This is a genomic window from Hominilimicola fabiformis (assembly GCF_020687385.1).
Classification (GTDB): Bacteria; Bacillota; Clostridia; order UBA1381; family UBA1381; genus Hominilimicola; species Hominilimicola fabiformis.
This window is the reverse complement of the sequence record NZ_JAJEQM010000007.1, coordinates 125,366-142,502: the sequence shown is the minus strand read 5'-3', so window position 1 is coordinate 142,502 and position 17,137 is coordinate 125,366. Positions and strand designations below refer to the sequence as shown.

The 17,137-nt window shown below is 35.1% G+C and carries 16 protein-coding genes and 1 riboswitch; of the genes, 10 read left to right on the top strand and 6 right to left on the bottom strand.

The window, feature by feature from the left end:
* The first annotated feature begins 31 nt into the window (after positions 1-31).
* The 10 genes from LKE05_RS06695 to LKE05_RS06650 all read left to right on the top strand — a co-directional run bounded on the left by LKE05_RS06695 (position 32) and on the right by LKE05_RS06650 (position 9,221).
* Complete coding sequence (locus LKE05_RS06695; RefSeq protein WP_308456333.1) at positions 32-3,307, top strand: rhamnogalacturonan lyase family protein; 3,276 nt, start codon at positions 32-34, stop codon at positions 3,305-3,307.
* A gap of 83 nt (positions 3,308-3,390) precedes the next feature.
* The gene (bsh, locus tag LKE05_RS06690; protein ID WP_308456332.1) at positions 3,391-4,365 is read left to right on the top strand and encodes a choloylglycine hydrolase; all 975 of its coding nucleotides are present in this window, start codon (positions 3,391-3,393) and stop codon (positions 4,363-4,365) included.
* Between the two features lie 19 nt (positions 4,366-4,384).
* The gene (locus LKE05_RS06685) at positions 4,385-4,948 is read left to right on the top strand and encodes a nitroreductase family protein (protein WP_308456331.1); all 564 of its coding nucleotides are present in this window, start codon (positions 4,385-4,387) and stop codon (positions 4,946-4,948) included.
* A gap of 837 nt (positions 4,949-5,785) precedes the next feature.
* Positions 5,786-5,947 (top strand): hypothetical protein, encoded by a 162-nt coding sequence (locus LKE05_RS06680; RefSeq protein ID WP_308456330.1) that lies wholly within the window; start codon positions 5,786-5,788, stop codon positions 5,945-5,947.
* A 107-nt stretch (positions 5,948-6,054) separates the two neighbouring features.
* Positions 6,055-6,732 carry an RHS repeat-associated core domain-containing protein gene (locus tag LKE05_RS06675; RefSeq protein WP_308456329.1) on the top strand — a complete coding sequence of 226 codons (678 nt, stop codon included), beginning with the start codon at positions 6,055-6,057 and terminating at the stop codon, positions 6,730-6,732.
* Positions 6,659-7,003, top strand: a complete 345-nt coding sequence (locus tag LKE05_RS06670; protein ID WP_308456328.1) for a hypothetical protein — start codon at positions 6,659-6,661, stop codon at positions 7,001-7,003. The genes LKE05_RS06675 and LKE05_RS06670 overlap by 74 nt, the downstream gene beginning before the upstream one ends.
* On the top strand, positions 7,003-7,230 hold the full coding sequence (locus tag LKE05_RS06665) for a DUF7336 domain-containing protein (RefSeq protein WP_308456327.1): 228 nt from the start codon (positions 7,003-7,005) through the stop codon (positions 7,228-7,230). The genes LKE05_RS06670 and LKE05_RS06665 overlap by 1 nt, the downstream gene beginning before the upstream one ends.
* 744 nt (positions 7,231-7,974) lie before the next feature.
* Positions 7,975-8,592: a J domain-containing protein gene (locus LKE05_RS06660; protein ID WP_308456342.1), complete on the top strand. Its 618-nt coding sequence runs from the start codon at positions 7,975-7,977 to the stop codon at positions 8,590-8,592.
* 54 nt (positions 8,593-8,646) lie between these two features.
* Positions 8,647-8,850: a hypothetical protein gene (locus tag LKE05_RS06655; RefSeq protein WP_308456326.1), complete on the top strand. Its 204-nt coding sequence runs from the start codon at positions 8,647-8,649 to the stop codon at positions 8,848-8,850.
* A 227-nt stretch (positions 8,851-9,077) separates the two neighbouring features.
* Positions 9,078-9,221: a hypothetical protein gene (locus LKE05_RS06650; RefSeq protein ID WP_308456325.1), complete on the top strand. Its 144-nt coding sequence runs from the start codon at positions 9,078-9,080 to the stop codon at positions 9,219-9,221.
* Positions 9,222-9,555: 334 nt separating this feature from the next.
* Here LKE05_RS06650 and LKE05_RS06645 read toward each other — a convergent pair whose 3' ends face one another.
* The 6 genes from LKE05_RS06645 to ligA all read right to left on the bottom strand — a co-directional run bounded on the left by LKE05_RS06645 (position 9,556) and on the right by ligA (position 17,128).
* A complete protein-coding gene (locus tag LKE05_RS06645; protein ID WP_308456324.1) occupies positions 9,556-10,971 on the bottom strand; it encodes an aminoacyl-histidine dipeptidase in 1,416 nt (471 codons plus the stop codon).
* A gap of 80 nt (positions 10,972-11,051) precedes the next feature.
* On the bottom strand, positions 11,052-11,810 hold the full coding sequence (locus LKE05_RS06640) for an alpha/beta hydrolase (protein WP_308456323.1): 759 nt from the start codon (positions 11,808-11,810) through the stop codon (positions 11,052-11,054).
* 39 nt (positions 11,811-11,849) lie between these two features.
* Positions 11,850-13,049 carry a cation:proton antiporter gene (locus tag LKE05_RS06635; RefSeq protein ID WP_308456322.1) on the bottom strand — a complete coding sequence of 400 codons (1,200 nt, stop codon included), beginning with the start codon at positions 13,047-13,049 and terminating at the stop codon, positions 11,850-11,852.
* Between the two features lie 49 nt (positions 13,050-13,098).
* A riboswitch (Fluoride riboswitch) is annotated at positions 13,099-13,174 on the bottom strand.
* 46 nt (positions 13,175-13,220) lie between these two features.
* A complete protein-coding gene (locus LKE05_RS06630) occupies positions 13,221-13,919 on the bottom strand; it encodes a DUF6873 family GME fold protein (protein WP_308456321.1) in 699 nt (232 codons plus the stop codon).
* 51 nt (positions 13,920-13,970) lie between these two features.
* On the bottom strand, positions 13,971-15,146 hold the full coding sequence (locus tag LKE05_RS06625) for a M20 metallopeptidase family protein (protein WP_308456320.1): 1,176 nt from the start codon (positions 15,144-15,146) through the stop codon (positions 13,971-13,973).
* Positions 15,143-17,128 carry an NAD-dependent DNA ligase LigA gene (gene ligA, locus LKE05_RS06620; protein ID WP_147514902.1) on the bottom strand — a complete coding sequence of 662 codons (1,986 nt, stop codon included), beginning with the start codon at positions 17,126-17,128 and terminating at the stop codon, positions 15,143-15,145. The genes LKE05_RS06625 and ligA overlap by 4 nt, the downstream gene beginning before the upstream one ends.
* Positions 17,129-17,137: the final 9 nt, after the last annotated feature.

Below are 17,137 nucleotides of genomic sequence, written 5' to 3'. Positions count from 1 at the left end.
ATAAATAAATTATGAAGGAAGTGTTATGAAGATGAAGAAGAACAAAATTCGTGTGACTTCAGCGGTGGTTTCTGCGATAATGCTTGCAAGCAGTGCAAGTGCGTTTGCAAAATTTGACGCATATAATGATTCCGACGGTTTTACACTCGGTCATTATGAGGCGGAAGTAAATCAAGAACAACGTGCCGATACAGAAAAATTGTATGAGCAAAGACCAAAAAATGAAAGACAGTTTGAAAATCTTTCAAGAGGTTTGGTGGCAGTACCGGGAGAAAACGGAACGCTTGTAAGCTGGCGTTTTTTAGGTACGGATTCAAACAGCTTGACATACAATCTTTATTGTAGCGGTGAAAAGCTGAATGACAAGCCGATAACTACGACAAACTTTTTCCATACCGGAGCGAGTACAAATGCAGAGTATACTTTCAAAGAAGTAGAGAACGGTGAAGAAACAGGAGTAGAGTATACGACTACGGCATGGGATAAAAATTATATTGGCTTTAAAGTAACGGAGCGTGAAGGATACAACATTGATGACGGTGCGGTTGCAGACCTTGACGGTGACGGAGAATACGAAATTTTGTTAAGACGAGTGCCGAGTATGGATGTTAACACAAGAACATCATATCCTGTTATCGAGGCATACAAAACAGACGGTACACATATGTGGACAATCGATATAGGTCCTAACGAAATTAATGAAGTTGATATAAACTTCCTTGCATATGATATGGACGGCGACGGAAAAGCAGAAGTTATAATGCGTTCGTTCGAGGGTACAACAGACGGAAAAGGCAATACAACAGGCGATACGAACGGTGACGGAATAACCGATTATTCAAAGTCGGAGAGCAATTTGGCAATATTTAAGGACAGACAATACATAGTTTCAACACCTGAATTTCTTTCGATATATGACGGCGAAACAGCTGAGGAAACAGACAGAACAGACCTAAAACCGTCAAAAGAACCGCTTTCGGACTGGTCATACAGATACAGTGATACAGGACGTCTTACAAAGAGAGCAAGCCACTATCTTTTCGGCTTGGCATATCTTGACGGTGTAACACCGAGTGTTGTTATGGTGCGTGGTGCGTGGGATAACGTAAGAGCGGCAGCATGGCATATTGAGGACGGAAAGTTTAAAGAAGATTGGGTACACAATACCGAAAACAAAGATGATGTAAACAGTATATGGGGTGCGTGCAACCATAATCTTGTAACGGTAGACGTTGATTTTGACGGAAAAGACGAAATATTGTCCGGACCTATGGCTATTGACCATGACGGAAGTGAAATGTATGCCGTAAAGGTATATGATAATGACGGCAATGCTCAAAAATTGGCTCATGGAGATGCGTTTGATGTTGCAAAAACAGATCCCGATTTTAACGGCTATATGGCGTGGGCTTGTCACGAAACATCACAGCTTATGGCAAATATCGAGTATCACGATGCAAGAACAGGTGAAGTTCAATGGGGTTACAGCAAAAATAAAGATACAGGCAGAAGTCGTTCGGCGGATATAGACCCTACACACAAAGGCTTTGAAGTATGGGGCTCAACTGCAACAATTCCTGCCAATATCAGCGGTGAAAATATAGCTGATACATGGAATGGTTTTAAGTTCAGAAAAATTGACGGTACTGTTGACAGCGACGCAACTATTCCGATGAATTTCAAGGTTTATTGGGACGGTGATTTACTTAGCGAATTGCTTGACGGTACAACCGTATCAAAATATAACTGGGAGGACAAGTCTGTTGACGTGCTTATGACGGCAGATGATTGCGCGTCAAACAGCGGTACAAAGGCAGTACCTTGTATCAGTGCGGATTTGTTCGGTGACTGGCGTGAAGAAATTGTATGGAAAACCGCAGATGAAAAGGAAATAAGAATATACTCGACTTCAATTCCTACATCATATAAATTGAATACATTAATGCATGATTCATATTACAGAGCGTCTGTTGCGGTACAAAATAACCACTACAATCAACCGCCGAATTTAAGCTATTATCTTGGTGCTGAAACAACAAAAGTACCTATGTTTGAGGGATATGTTATAAAAGACGGCAAAAAAATCACAAACCCTGATTTGACAGGTTCGCACGGTACCTATGACATTAACGCAAAAACAGGTGCATTAAGTGTAAAATTGGCAGTTGACTGTGCAAATGCCTATGTCGGCAATAATATTGTACAAATTGATACAGAAAACAGTGACGTTACACCGATAATTGTTGATGACAGAACATTAGTACCGGTTAGATTTATCGCTGAAAGCTTGGGTATGGACGTTGGATATAATGACTCGACAAGGACTGTTACACTTTCTGGAAACGGATATATAGTAAATATGACTTTGGATAAGAGCGAATATACGATTAATGATATTCCGTTTGAAATGGACGTTCCGGCACAAGTAGTAAATGACAGAACGTTGATACCTCTTAGAGTTATTGCTGAATCTATCGGTAAAAAGGTTGAGTGGGACGCAGACAACAGATTAATATATATCGGATCTGTACAATTCTATGATAAAGCAAATGCCGCAAAGTATGCTGCTGCATTAAAAAACGGCAAAGAGGAAGATCAGAAAATAATTGAAACAACGGTTCCGACAGAAGAACCTGACCTATTGGCAACGGCGGACTATACGGAATATACAGATTCTAATAATGTAGCATGGAAAATGTATATAAACGAAGATTATGAAAAGTATAATATAGGAGATAAACTTGAATGGGCAGGTACGAAAAAGCCCGGTGAACTGGCAAATATCGCGGTAGCACAAGGAACAAACGGCAAAGTAATGCATTTTGAGGACAGTACAAAAGGAAACAGAAATGCAATTTATAATCTTCCGTATAAAATGAACGGTACGGTAAGAATTGAGCTTGATTGGAAAGTCGGCGAGTGTACAGGCGGACAGTCATATGGTGAATTGAGATTTGCCGATTCATCAAAAAATACATTCTTTGCATTGAAAACTCAAAAAGGTGCGGAATTGCAATATTCGGCAAACGGCGGAATAGCAAACGGACTTCTTGAAACAGATTGGAAGGACGTAGGTACAGGCTTTAATAAAGACACTGTTTATAACGTGGTTATTGAGGCTGACTTTGATAAAAAAGTATGCAACGCCACCATCTCTGACGGCAGTAAAACAGCTAAAATAACAGATTTGCCTTTTGAAAATGCAACAGATTTTAATGCAATGGAAGTCTTGGCGGTAAGAGTTGAAAAGAACTTTACTTGGGCAACCGACATTGACAATATGAAAGTCGGCATAAAAGCAAATTAACAAAAAATTCACAAGACAACCTGAAATTTTTGGGTTGTCTTGTGTTATAATATAAGTAAATAATTTATCGGAGGTAACATTTTATGTGTACTGCAGCAACGTATAAAACAAAAGATTTTTATTTCGGAAGAACGCTTGATTATGAATTTTCATATGGTGAAGAAATTACGATAACACCTCGAAATTATAAATTCAATCTAAAAAATATGGGCATAATGGAAACTCATTACGCGATGATAGGGATGGCTCATATTGCCGAAAATTATCCGCTTTATTATGACGCAATTAATGAAAAAGGTCTTGGTATGGCAGGACTTAACTTTGTCGGCAATGCGGATTATAAAGAAGTGATTGACGGTAAGGATAATATCACGCAATTTGAATTTATACCGTATATTTTAGGTAAATGTGCAAGTGTAAAAGAGGCAAGGGTGTTGCTTGGAAAAATTAATATAACAAACATTCCTTTTAACGAAAAAATGACTTTGGCACAGTTACATTGGATAATCGCCGATAAAAACGAGGCAATAACCGTTGAATCTATTAAAGACGGTATAAAAATTTATGACAATCCTGTCGGTGTGCTTACGAACAATCCGCCTTTTGACAAGCAGATGTTTAATCTTAACAACTATATGAATTTGTCACCGAAATCACCTAAAAACAATTTTTCGGATAAGTTGAATTTGAATATGTACAGTCGTGGTATGGGAGCAATCGGCTTGCCAGGTGATTTATCGTCACAGTCAAGATTCGTAAGAGCGGCATTCGTGAAAACAAATTCATTGTCGGGAGAAACTGAATCGGAAAGTGTAAGTCAGTTTTTTCATATTCTTGGTGCGGTTGAACAGCAAAAAGGCTGTTGTGAAGTTACAGACGGTAAGTTCGAATACACTATTTACACTTCTTGTTGCAACGGTGACAAGGGAATATATTATTACACCACTTATGAAAATCATCAAATTACAGGTGTTGATATGAATAAAGAAAATTTGAATTCAGATATACTTATAAGCTATCCGTTAATTCAAGGTGAACAAATAAAAATACGGAACTAACGAGAAAGGAAGATGTATTATGAATGAAGTATTAAAGACAATAAAAGAGAGAAGTTCAATAAGAGCGTACACAGACGAAAAACTTACAAAGGAAGAAATAAATGCGGTTATAACAGCTGCACTTCAAGCACCGACCGCTAGAAATATGCAGGAGGTTCATGTTTCGGTCGTGGACGGTGACAATCCGATACTAAAGGAAATTGACACAGACAGAAAAATAAAAATGCTTGCGTCTGCTCCAGATGAAGAAACGAAAGCGAAGATTGAAAGTAATCCGAACAACTTTTATTATAATGCACCGACTGTTTTAATATTGAGTGCTGACAAGAATTTTAAATGGAGCAAGTTTGACGCCGGAATTGCAACAGCCAATATGACGCTTGCGGCACAGTCAATGGGACTTGGAAATCTTGTTATAGGCATAATATATGACGCAATGTACGGCGATAAAAAGGATTACTACGCAAAAGCACTTGATTTTCCCCAAAATTACGAATTCGCAATAGCATTTGCGGTAGGTCATAAAAACACCGAAAAAGAACCGCACGAATTTGATTTTGACAATTCGGTCAGTTTTATATAATATATGTCGCAAAAGCGAAGATTGAATAGATATACTGTGACGGTTATCTGACCTACAAACCCACATTTTGTGTAGATTTTGCATTTTAATCTTACGGACAATAAAGCAGAAGTCGCAAAAAGTTTTGACGAAGGAGGAGTCAATTATGACGTTTGTAAGCAAGGCTACTTCATCAAAAACGGTATAAATATTTAGTGTATACGGTTATTTCGGAATCAGCAGTGCAGATTGATACAAAATGTTCAATAACTTATAAAGAGTATCTAAAACAATTACAATAAAAGGTGAGATTTATGAAAAAGATGATTATTTTTGTGAAGTTAAAACGAATAATGCAGGTTGGAACAGAGAGAGTTTTAAAGGAGTAGAATCTGATAACATATGTAAATTAGTTGAAGATTGGACACTCGGACGAATTCTGAATATCACTTATATGATAATTTTATTAAATAATCAGAAAAAGGAGTTGGTAATAGCCTATCTTAAAAAACGCATGGTTAAGCTATTTTTTTTAGACCTGTCAAAAAAATATCAATCTAAGTATAATAAAGGGCAGATTGCAAATTAAGGTAATTATGCAAAAAGTATTATGAGATTTTTATCTGTTTTTTTATTTTCTTGTTTCATAGTAATTATAACTAAAATATAACAGAACAATTCTACATATTTCCTAATTGTATATTTAATATTTGTATGTTAATATAAAAATATAGGAATGATGTTACAAAATGTGCGTTAAAATAAAAAAATATATATAATACAAAATGTGAATTAAAAAGGAGTTGTAAACTAAATTCACAGATTGATGTAGCAATTGAACGGAAAGTAATTGATTAAATGAAAGAAAAAAATGAAAAGTACAAGTTTAAAGAAAATACTTGCACTTTTGATCACGTTTTCTTTATTATTCAAAAAGCAAAATATTATGAAGTATTTCTTGATGGAAATATATATATATTGCAACATCGGAGCTTTATTGACATCAAAATAATAGATTAACGTATTATCTTGATCAATGGGCTACAAGAAAACTGGGGAATAATAGCTTTTATGCGGATTGGGAGATTTCATTAACATATGATAAAAATGGGAACTTGTTAACTAATTTGACTGAAGGCTATGATTGTATTAATAATTATATCGGCAAAGAAACATATTCTTATAATGCATGGGGACAGTTAGTTAATTATAATAATGATGTGGGTGAAACAGCAAGTTATACTTATTATTCAGACGGATTAAGAGCAAGTAAAACAATAGGGGACAATACAACTAAGTATTACTATGACGGTGATAATGTTATTAATGAAACGTTAAATAATAACAATTATGCAACAAATGTAATGGGAGTAAACGGATATGTGTCAAGGAGACAAAATGGTACAACCGGTTATTTGTTTAAAGATGCACATGGCGATGTACTTTCTATTTACACAAGTACAAGCAATAAAGCCGCTGATTATACATATGATGCGTGGGGAGAAATACAAACCAAAAATGAATCAAGTTCTTTTGAAAATAATCCACTACGCTACTATGGTCAATATTACGATTATGAAAGCGGTATGACATATCTGAGAGCAAGATATTATGATAGTAGCATTAGACGTTTTATAAGTGAAGATCAATTTTGGAATGTTGACAATATGATATATGGAGATGAACAAAAAACAATAAATTATGCTGTAGAATATGGATATAAAACATATTATGATAGACGTAGAAACTTGGGCCGGAAGTACATTCTGGTTAGCTGGATTAGATGGACCTTTGCCAATAGGTGATATTATATATGTTGGAGGAATAGGAACTTGCGTTGTTATAGATGTTGTAGGAGGCGTAATGTATCTTGCAAAAAAAGCAAAATCTAGCAACAAAGAAAAAGCTACTGATATACCTTCTTGGGCAAAAGGTAAGAAACCACGTGCAGGCGAGAGTGGTAAAGAATTTGCTAAACGAGTTATGGACGAACGATATGGAAAAGATAACTATAGAACAGGACCTGGTTCAGAGTATAACAAATTGAAAAAATATGGAGATAGAGGTGGAAACTAATGAAAAAAAGCGTTTATTTACTGCAACATTCATATAGTTATGGAAAACATTTAGAATATGAAGAAACAAAAATTATTGGCATATACTCTCTAAGAGAAGAAGCTGTTGCTATTATTGAAAAATATAAATTATTACCTGGATTTAAAGATTATGATATTTCATGTTTTCATATCGATAAATATATTTTAGGCGACAGTAATTGGCAAGAAGGATTTGAAGAAGAGTAAAGCCAATAAAATATGGTTGTTCTGATTTTATCTTATCAATTAAACGGTGATAGTTTAGTGGGATAGGGCTCTATTTATTCAAAAAGTAATGGAAATAAAATTTTCATTACCAATATTAATAAAAATGTTGTGCAAGATATTAAACATATAACTATATATATATAATGGAAATTTATATTATCAAGTACCCTCTGAATCAAATAGCGATATATGGGAAATACACATTATTGCTCTTAAAAAATAATATTCAAATACTTTATACATATAAAGAATATCCTGAACAAACTCAATAAAATAACTTGACTTCATTTCTGACCTCTGATATACTAACATTAAAGTATGAAGTGACAACAAAATACAAAGTAAATTTATGCAGACAAGAATCTGAATTGATTTTTGTCTGCTTTTTTACGTTTAAAAGAAAGGAGAGAAGAAAAATGCTTATAAGTATGTTATTTGTTGGTATTATTATTGTGTACGGATTTATAGGACTAAAAAAGGGTGGTATCAAAAGTATAGGAGGCTTAATATCAATGATATTAAGCCTCCTATACTTTCACGCTGTTTAGCTATTCCGGTAACGCAATATGTATGTAATGAATCGGGTATTAGTGATAAAATCAGTTGTTTTATTCAGAATATTAACAGTTCGGTGTTTCTAAACGAAAATGTTTTTTAACTTAGCATAGATATGATAAAGACGCAACTGCTAAATTTGAAAAAGTATCAGAGGCGTATAGGCTTATATCAGAAAATCGTGAAAAGAAACATAAGTCTATATTTAACTTTGGTACTATATTCAGTGATGTCGGAAGTAAGACGAATACAGAAAAGAAGAAAGAAACAACAAAATCAGAAAAGCCTGAGCAGAAAGGTATTCGAGGTTCTGACGTATATACTACAGTAGAAATTGCTTTTGAGGAATCAATTCTCGGCTGCCGAAAGGAGATAACTGTTCAGCATGAAGAAATATGTCCTTGCAGTAATGAAGAAAATCGTACTGATAATTGTACAATTTGTAATAATACCGGTAAGGTATTAAAGAAATTCATATATGATATAAGTATTCCGAGAGGCATATTCAGTGGACAGGTATTAAAAATAAAAGGCAAAGGCAATGTCGGAATCAATGGTGGAGAAAACGGTGATTTGGTTATCAATATTCAAGTAAAACAGAAGAAAGGTTTTGCGAGGACCGGTCAAGACGTTGTTTACTATATGACTATCTCATTTCCACAAGCTGTTTTGGGAGCAGTGATTAATGTGCCGACAGCTTATGGTACAGTGAATTGCGAAATACCGGCAGGAATCAAACCGGGAGAACAATTATGCCTTGCAGGCTATTTTTTCAAAAATTGCTGAATTCCTAAGCACATCAGAAGATGCAATGTGGGATATGATGGAATATCCTGAATTTTGCATAATGATGAACGCCCAAACAGAGAAAAACACGGCTATTTCTGCCAAAATAGCTACAAACCCTTTGGTACGACTATTATAAACATTTTATATGTTAAAACTGTCGTAGGCAAAGCTCCGGACAAAGAAGTTTATCGTAATAATAACGAACCATTGTTCGTGTACAAAAACGGTAATATTTCATTTGTGGAAACAAAATAAGAAAAAGGTCGGTACATTATGTGTACTGACCTTTTTGAATGTGTTCATATAATTAATTTTACTCTAGGATAGTATTAATAGTATTTTTGATTTCATTAACAGAATTAAATGCAGGTAATTCAGGAAGAATTGACAACTGATCAATAATTATATCACGAACGGTATTTGCTTATGAAAAGGTAGAAATCTTCATTAAAATAAGTTCATTAAAGGAGGCTGACAACATTTTGAAAAATATAATAAGTGGTCAAAATGGAGTTTTTGTCATTTTCAATAAACGCAGAAACCGCATAGGTAAACCGTTGATGAGAGGTAATTTTGAAAATACACATCCAAGTATAATAAAGCGTCATTTATCTTACTTAGATTGATATTTTGAATTTTACCCCCTACGTAGTTTTTAGAGTTCCTCTCCAAGAACTATGATATACTGTTTAAGATGCTGTGGATTGGTTGTGCGCTCCTACCGCTTGACGGTTCACGAAAGGCTCCAGTCACAGACTCTTTGCAGTTTGTTAATCAGTTAGATACCGCATGACGGTTTATTTAGAACGAGGCTACAATTGCTAAGAGCCCCTGTGGGTCTAAACAGTATCAAAATATTTTTAAGGAGAATTATTCTTATACACAGATATGTTTTTTGTACTTATTTTTGCTTAATCAAAAACAGACAGAAATTCATTTTGAATTTCTGTCTGTTAAAAGCTATTTTAATTCTTTTAAAATTTCAATTAAAAATTTCCATGTACGTTTGGTAGAAGCTATATCAAGTTTCTCGTTCGGAGTATGAATTTCTAAAATATTAGGTCCTATTGATACTGCATCGAGATTATTAATTTTATCGGCAATAATACCGCACTCCAACCCTGCGTGGATAGTTTCGATTTTAGGCGTTCTGTCATATAAACGTTCAAATACAGCAGTCATAGTTTCTCTTAATTTTGAATTTTCAGCATATTCCCATGCAGGATAGCTTGCGGAATGTTCAAATGAACCGCCAAGTGATAACACTAATTCATCTAAAATGTCCGATTGCTGTTCTTTTTCATTCTTCAAATTGGACCTAATCATAAAACTTGCTCGAAATGTATTATCCGCTAACGAAACAACACCTAAGTTCAGAGATGTAAGAACTTCATTTTTATTGTTAAACTTTAATGCGGTAGATTTTGTATTTGTAAGAAACGTTATTATTTTTTCGGTACTTTGCTTTGAAAGTTTTTTGCTGATTTCAGTTTCTGAAAACGTTATTTTTAAGTCTTTTTCCGTATTGATTAATTCTGATTTTATGTTTTTGACTATGTCTTTTAATTTCGATGTATCCTCTATACAGATTACGGCATATGCTTGCTTAGGTATGACGTTTTCTCTAACTCCCCCATTTATATCGCAAACAGAAAATTTACAATCTTGTGATAACTCATAAAGTATTTTCCCTAATAATTTGATTGCATTTTCACGTTGCTTGCCAATATCAATACCGCTGTGTCCTCCGTTTAAACCGCTTATTTCTATACGCAAAGTGTTGTTGTCACTGTTTTCAAATTCTATCGGAATATTGGCAGTATAAATCATTGCACCGGCACAACCGGCGGTAAAAATGCCTTCATCTTCACTGTCAATATTAATTAAACGCTTACCTTTCAGATATGACGTCTCAAGCTCAGCCGCACCTAAAAGACCTATTTCCTCATCTCTTGTTATAACTGCCTCAATAGGCGGATGAGGTATATCGTCTGAAGCAAGAATTGCAAGTATATAAGCAACTGCAATTCCGTCGTCACCGCCAAGCGTTGTACCGTCAGCCCATAAATATTCACCGTCGGTACACAATGTCAAGCCCTCTTTAGACATATCAATAGTGCAATCCGGTACTTTGTCACACACCATATCCATATGACCTTGTAAAATAATAGGCCCACTGTTTTCAAACCCTTTTGTACCGTCTTTAAAAATTATAATATTTCTGCCGGAATCATAAATTGCTTTAAGATTATGTTCCTTTGCGAAATTCATTAAATATTTTGATATTTCTTCTGTATTTCCAGAACCATGCGGAATATTCGATATTTCCTTGAAATATTGAAATACTATCTTAGGTTCTAATTCATTATAATCCATCTTTTTCACCTCAACTATATTATATCACATTTATTTTATAAACAAAACAAAATCAGAGTATATTTCAACTCTGATTATAATTATTTCTTCAAAAACTCGATAACACGTTTCTTTATATCATCCAATGAATTATCCAAACCGTGTCCTTCACCTTCAATTAATACAAGTTCGGTATTATGCGGCATACATTCTTTATATCTGCGAGAACCGATAACTCCAACTGCGTCATCGGCAGTACCATGTATGATCAGTGTTTTACCACAGAACATTGATGTAGTTTCATAAATAGGCAATGTTCTTGCAACTCTGAAATACATACCGCCGACTTCATAATGATTACCCTCATTATCTTTTACAGGAAATTTATCCGGTACGTTTATCATATCATACGGAGTACCGAAACACGAGCCGATTAAAGAATCGTCTTTAATTGTTGCGGCAGGAGCAAGCATTATAAGTTTACTGATACATTCACGATAATATCCTGCCATCATACCGCCTATCAAAGCACCTTGAGAATGACCGAGTATATTTATTTCGGTAACAAAATCAAGTCCTCTGACATAATCAATTATTTTAGCGGCATCAAGTATTTCGCTTAATACATTCATATCACAAAATTCACCGTCACTGTCGCCGTGACCGTCAAAATCAAACCGTATTGTTGCGATACCGTTATTCAGACATTCGTGTGCAATCTGATAAAACATCGATTTATCATCTTTGCCTATATTCGCCATAAATCCGTGAAATATAATAAGTATCGGACATTTTTCAACGTCCGGCTTTAAAAGTTCGCCTCGCAAAGTTAATCCGTCACGCTTTAATGTTACATTCATAAACTAAACCACCTTAAAATAAAATATAATACAATTATATCATTTTATTTGCTTTTGTAAAGCGTTTTTTGTCAATAGTTTCTTATATGTTAAGTCTATCAAAAATGCTCCCAACGGTGCGGTGATTATTATTGACAAAACCGCAACGGTTAAAACTGTTGCACCGCAATTTAATCCCATAGAAAGTGGTATTCCGCCTATTGCGGCTTGAACAGTCGCCTTTGGCAGATAAGCTATCATACAGAACAGTCTTTCTTTTAAGTTGAGATTTGTTTTCAACATACAAATAAATACGCCGAACATACGGAATAGCAAAACTAAGAATATCAATATAATTGCGGCTACTCCCGCTTTAAGTGCGTAATCAATATTAACGCTTGCACCGACAAGCACGAATAATAATATTTCCGCAACAACCCATAGTTTGTTGTATCGCTGAGAAAGACGTTCAGTCGCCTCTTTTCTGACTTTTTGCAAAGAAATACCTATGCACATAACGGCAATAAGCGATGAAAACGGCACAATCCCACCGTAAGTATCTTCAAATGCAACAAGCAAAAACGACACGCACATTAAAATGATTATTTTTACCGTATCTCTGATATGTGCTTTAGCAAAAAATTTGCCTAACACTATTCCGACAAAAATACCGACAGTTATACCCAATACAATGGATATTGGGATTTTTACAAAACTGACAGCAGACATATCTCCTGTTTGCGACAGACCGAGAAATGCAGAGAAAAGAACTATAACAAACACGTCATCAACCGACGCTCCAGCAAGTATAAGTTGCGGAATGCTTTTATCTTTACCGTAGCCGTTCTCTATTAAATTCAGCATTTTAGGCACAATAACCGCAGGTGAAACCGCACCTACCACTGTACCCATAACTGCTGCGTCAACTACGGATATTCCTAACAATTTAGGTGCAAGAAGTATCATACCTATTATTTCAAAACAAGCCGGAACAAAGCACATCATTATAGCAGGTCTGCCGACTTTTTTCAATTCCGACATATTGAGCGACAATCCGGCTCTTGCAAGAATTATAATTAATGCAATTTTGCGTAATTGTGCGGATATTTCAAGAATTGATGTATCAATTAAATTCAGTGCATACGGTCCTATTATAATTCCAACAGCCAACATTCCTATAAGTGACGGCAATCGCAGTTTTTTGCATATTCCGCCAAGTAACAGACCGAACAATAAAATGATTGCTAAACTAAAAAACATAAATATTCCTCCATAAAATACAGAAAAAGCTGATGTTTCTGCATTAAAAAATAGTGCAGAAGTCATCAGCTTAAATAAGCGGTTTTAGTATTATACTAAGGGAGAACATCATTCCCTTTATTTAATTCTTGAATATTATATCAGATTTATTTGTGAAAATCAAGTCCTAACTTAAATATTTACTATAATTGTTCCAATATCAACTAATTTATCGTCTTTAAGCGAAATAATATCAACATTATATTTATGGCAAAACAACTTAATTTGTTCACTGTCGGGGTGAGAATTAATGTCACCGTTTACAGCAAGCGTGTTATTATCTATAAGTCCCGTTGCTCCACCAATAAAGCCGTAATCAAGTTTTCGCAATTCAATATGACCTGATGATATTTTTAGGACATCTATCCCCTTTTGTGCCACTGTCTTGGCTATTCCGTTATCAGATGTTATAATTGCATTGTTGTCTACAATACAAATATTGCATTTACTGTACCCCTGCTTGACGTTAATAATTTCTTTATTGTGACTATCAAGAATCGTTTTATCAGTATATGCTTTGTTACAAATAACATAATCTTTTAAAGCCGTAGCATTATACCACACGTCATACGGATATTTTGAGTCTATATTGTTTTGTCCTTTAATTAAAGTACACTTTTTAGGCATATATTTTTTGTAATGTTCATATGTTTCGGGAGCAGATATAAAACAATTATTTCCGATATAGTGAATTTGAATATCTGCGTGGGTTGCAACGGAGTCATACAGATTATCAATCTTTAAAGTCGGAATTACTTTGATATTTAATTTTTCAAGAGTATATACAGTTTTATCATCTGCTCTGCAATCTATAATTGCTATTTTTTTCAATTTTAAAACCTCTTAAAAGCAATTTAGTTTACATAATATTTTTATGGTAAACTAATTATTATAAGTATCTAAATAATCAACTGCGGTTTGTGACAAAATCGCACTTCCAATAGGTAAAGCGTCTTCGTCTGCTATAAACTTCGGACTATGTATCGGATAAACAGCTCCTTTTTCTACATTTCCTACACCTAATTTAAAATAGGCACTCGGAACGTTTTCTCCAAAATATGAAAAATCATCACCCGCCATTGCCGGTTTATCAAGCGTCACTACTTCGTTTATGCAGGTAAGCTTTTTTGCACTGTTTCTGATGACATCATTCATTTCACTGTTATTAGCAACAGGCGGAAAAAGTTTATTGAATGTAAAATCAATAGTTGTTCCATGCTTTTTTGCTGTTTCATGTGCCGTTTTATCAAGTAATTCTATGAGCATTTCACGAGTTTCATTGTCAAGCGAACGTGCCGTACCCATAATTTCAGCAGTTTGCGGAATGGCATTATTGCAAGTTCCGCCGTTAAAATAGCAAACCGTCATAACACACGGCTTATCTTTTAGAACAGTTGCATTTAGTTTTTCAAATTCCGTTATAATTGCCGTGCCGATAGTAACTGGATTTACGCATTTTTCAGGTGCGGAGGCGTGACCGCCGACACCGTGGACAACAATTTTAAAATCGTCGGGTGACGCCATAATTGAGCCGTCTTTAATTTGGATATTTCCTGTTTTTTCTAACGGTTCAACGTGAAGTGCAAAAGCTGCGTCAACGTGCGGATTTTCAAGTATTCCGTCCTCAATCATAGGCAATGCACCGCCTATTCCCTCTTCAGCAGGTTGGAAAACAAGTTTGACATTTCCGTTCAACTCGTCTTTAATATCGTTTAAAATTTTAGCCGCACCTAAAAGACACGTTGCATGAATATCATGTCCGCATGCGTGCATATATCCTTCGCGTTCCGATTTTATTTCAAATTTGCTTTCGTCTTTTATAGGTAATCCGTCTATATCAGCACGCAAAAGTACAGTTTTGTTACTGTTTTTACCTTTAATCAAGGCAACTGTTCCTGTTTTAGCTGAGGTTGTATAAGGTATTCCGTAATCGTCAAGTTTACTGCGAATAAATGAAGATGTTTTTATTTCTTCAAAATCAGTTTCAGGAGTACTGTGGAGGTGACGTCGTATGGAAATCAGCTCGTCCTTTATTTGAAATGCTTTTTCTTCAATCATTTTATCATCTCCTCAAATTCATCTTCACTGATAACCGTTACACCCAAGCTGTTTGCCTTGTCAAGTTTACTTCCTGCGTCTTCACCGGCAAGAACATATGTTGTTTTCTTTGATACACTTGATGATGTTTTACCGCCGTAATTTTCTATTATTTTTCCTGCCTCACTTCGCTTATATTTAGAAAGTGTTCCTGTCAGAACAAATGTCATACCCTCAAAACGTCTGTCGATAATAGAATCTTCACTATCGTCTATACAGTTTACACCCGCTTTTTCAAGCTTATCAATAAAAGCGATTGACTGCTCTTGCATAAAAAATTCAACAACCGATTGTGCCATTTTACCGCCTATATCGGCTATTTCGGTAAGTTCTTCAACAGACGCATTTCTCAAATTATCAAGAGTTTTATATTTTGCCGATAAAATCTTTGCAGCTTTTTCACCTATATGACGAATACCGAAAGCATTTATCAGTCTGTATAATGGGTTTGTTTTTGACTTTTCAAGAGCGTTTATAAGATTTTGTGCTGATTTTTCACCCATTTTATCCATTTCGGCTATATCTTCGGCTTTTACATAATACAAATCGGCGGCGGTTTCGATTAAATCTTTTTCTATCATTTGTTCAATGATAGACGGACCAAGACCGTCAATGTCCATTGCATTTCGAGACACAAAGTGAATTATATTTCTAAGTCGCTGTGCCGGGCAATTCACACCTGTGCAACGATATGCCGCCTCGCCTTCTTCACGCACGATTAAAGCACCGCATTCAAGACAATGTGTAGGCATTTCAAATTCTTTTTCACTGCCGTCACGATTTTCTTTTATAACTTCAACGACAGCCGGAATTATATCGCCTGCCTTTTGAATAATAACGGTATCGCCTATTCTGATATCCTTTTCACGTATAAAGTCAAGATTGTGAAGTGTCGCTCTTGATACATTTGAGCCTGCAATGTGGACTGTATCAAGTATTGCAAGAGGTGTAAGAACACCTGTTCTTCCGACTTGAACTTTAATATCTCTTATAACCGTTTGCTGTTTCTCGGCGGGATATTTATATGCAATAGACCAACGAGGGAATTTTGCGGTATCTCCGAGCATTTCTCTTGCGGTCAATTCATTTACCTTAATTACCGCACCGTCTATATCAAAATATAGGTTACCTCTCTCCTCACCTATTTCCAATATTCTCTCATATGCCTTTTCTATAGATGAATACGATTTTTTATCAAGAATAGTTTTAAATCCCTGTTCTTTCAAAAATTCAAGGCCTTCAATATGTGTTGAAATTTCTTTACCTTGTATTTGCTGAATATTAAAAACAAATATGTCAAGATTACGTTTTGCGGCTATTTTGGGATCAAGCTGTCTTAGTGAGCCTGCCGCTGCATTACGCGGATTTGCAAAAAGCGGTTGTTCGCTCGCCTCTAAAATATCGTTTATTTTATTAAAGTTATCTCTTGACAAAAATACTTCTCCTCTTACCTCAAGAAAAGGTATATCGTCTTTTAAGGTAAGAGGTATGCTCTTAATTGTTTTCAGATTTTCCGTAACATCCTCACCGTTAATACCGTCACCGCGCGTCGAACCTCTTGTAAATTCACCGTCTACATATTCAAGAGAAACAGATAAGCCGTCAATTTTCTGCTCAACAACGTAATTTACATCATGTACAACGGCTCTTACACGTCTGTCAAAGTCAAGTATTTCTTCTTTTGAAAATGCCTTTTGCTGACTTAACATAGGCACGTCGTGATGAACTTCACCAAAACTTTTAACAGCTTCTCCGCCTACTCTTACTGTAGGTGAATTTTTCTTTTTATATTCGGGATATTTTTCTTCAAGCTGTTCAAGTTCTACAAGCATTTTATCAAACGCAAAATCAGAAATTTCGGGAGCATCATCAACATAATACTTGTGGTTATGATAATTAAGTTCATTTGTCAATTCTTCAATACGTTTTTCAATATCGTTCATTAATAAAAT

Coding starts and splice junctions, on each gene's coding strand:
- LKE05_RS06695 (WP_308456333.1), top strand. CDS start 32: ATGAAGAAGAACAAAATTCGTGTGACTTCAGCGGTGGTTTCTGCGATA.
- bsh (WP_308456332.1), top strand. CDS start 3,391: ATGTGTACTGCAGCAACGTATAAAACAAAAGATTTTTATTTCGGAAGA.
- LKE05_RS06685 (WP_308456331.1), top strand. CDS start 4,385: ATGAATGAAGTATTAAAGACAATAAAAGAGAGAAGTTCAATAAGAGCG.
- LKE05_RS06680 (WP_308456330.1), top strand. CDS start 5,786: ATGAAAGAAAAAAATGAAAAGTACAAGTTTAAAGAAAATACTTGCACT.
- LKE05_RS06670 (WP_308456328.1), top strand. CDS start 6,659: ATGATAGACGTAGAAACTTGGGCCGGAAGTACATTCTGGTTAGCTGGA.
- LKE05_RS06665 (WP_308456327.1), top strand. CDS start 7,003: ATGAAAAAAAGCGTTTATTTACTGCAACATTCATATAGTTATGGAAAA.
- LKE05_RS06645 (WP_308456324.1), bottom strand. CDS start 10,971: ATGGATTATAATGAATTAGAACCTAAGATAGTATTTCAATATTTCAAG.
- LKE05_RS06640 (WP_308456323.1), bottom strand. CDS start 11,810: ATGAATGTAACATTAAAGCGTGACGGATTAACTTTGCGAGGCGAACTT.
- LKE05_RS06635 (WP_308456322.1), bottom strand. CDS start 13,049: ATGTTTTTTAGTTTAGCAATCATTTTATTGTTCGGTCTGTTACTTGGC.
- LKE05_RS06625 (WP_308456320.1), bottom strand. CDS start 15,146: ATGATTGAAGAAAAAGCATTTCAAATAAAGGACGAGCTGATTTCCATA.
- ligA (WP_147514902.1), bottom strand. CDS start 17,128: ATGAACGATATTGAAAAACGTATTGAAGAATTGACAAATGAACTTAAT.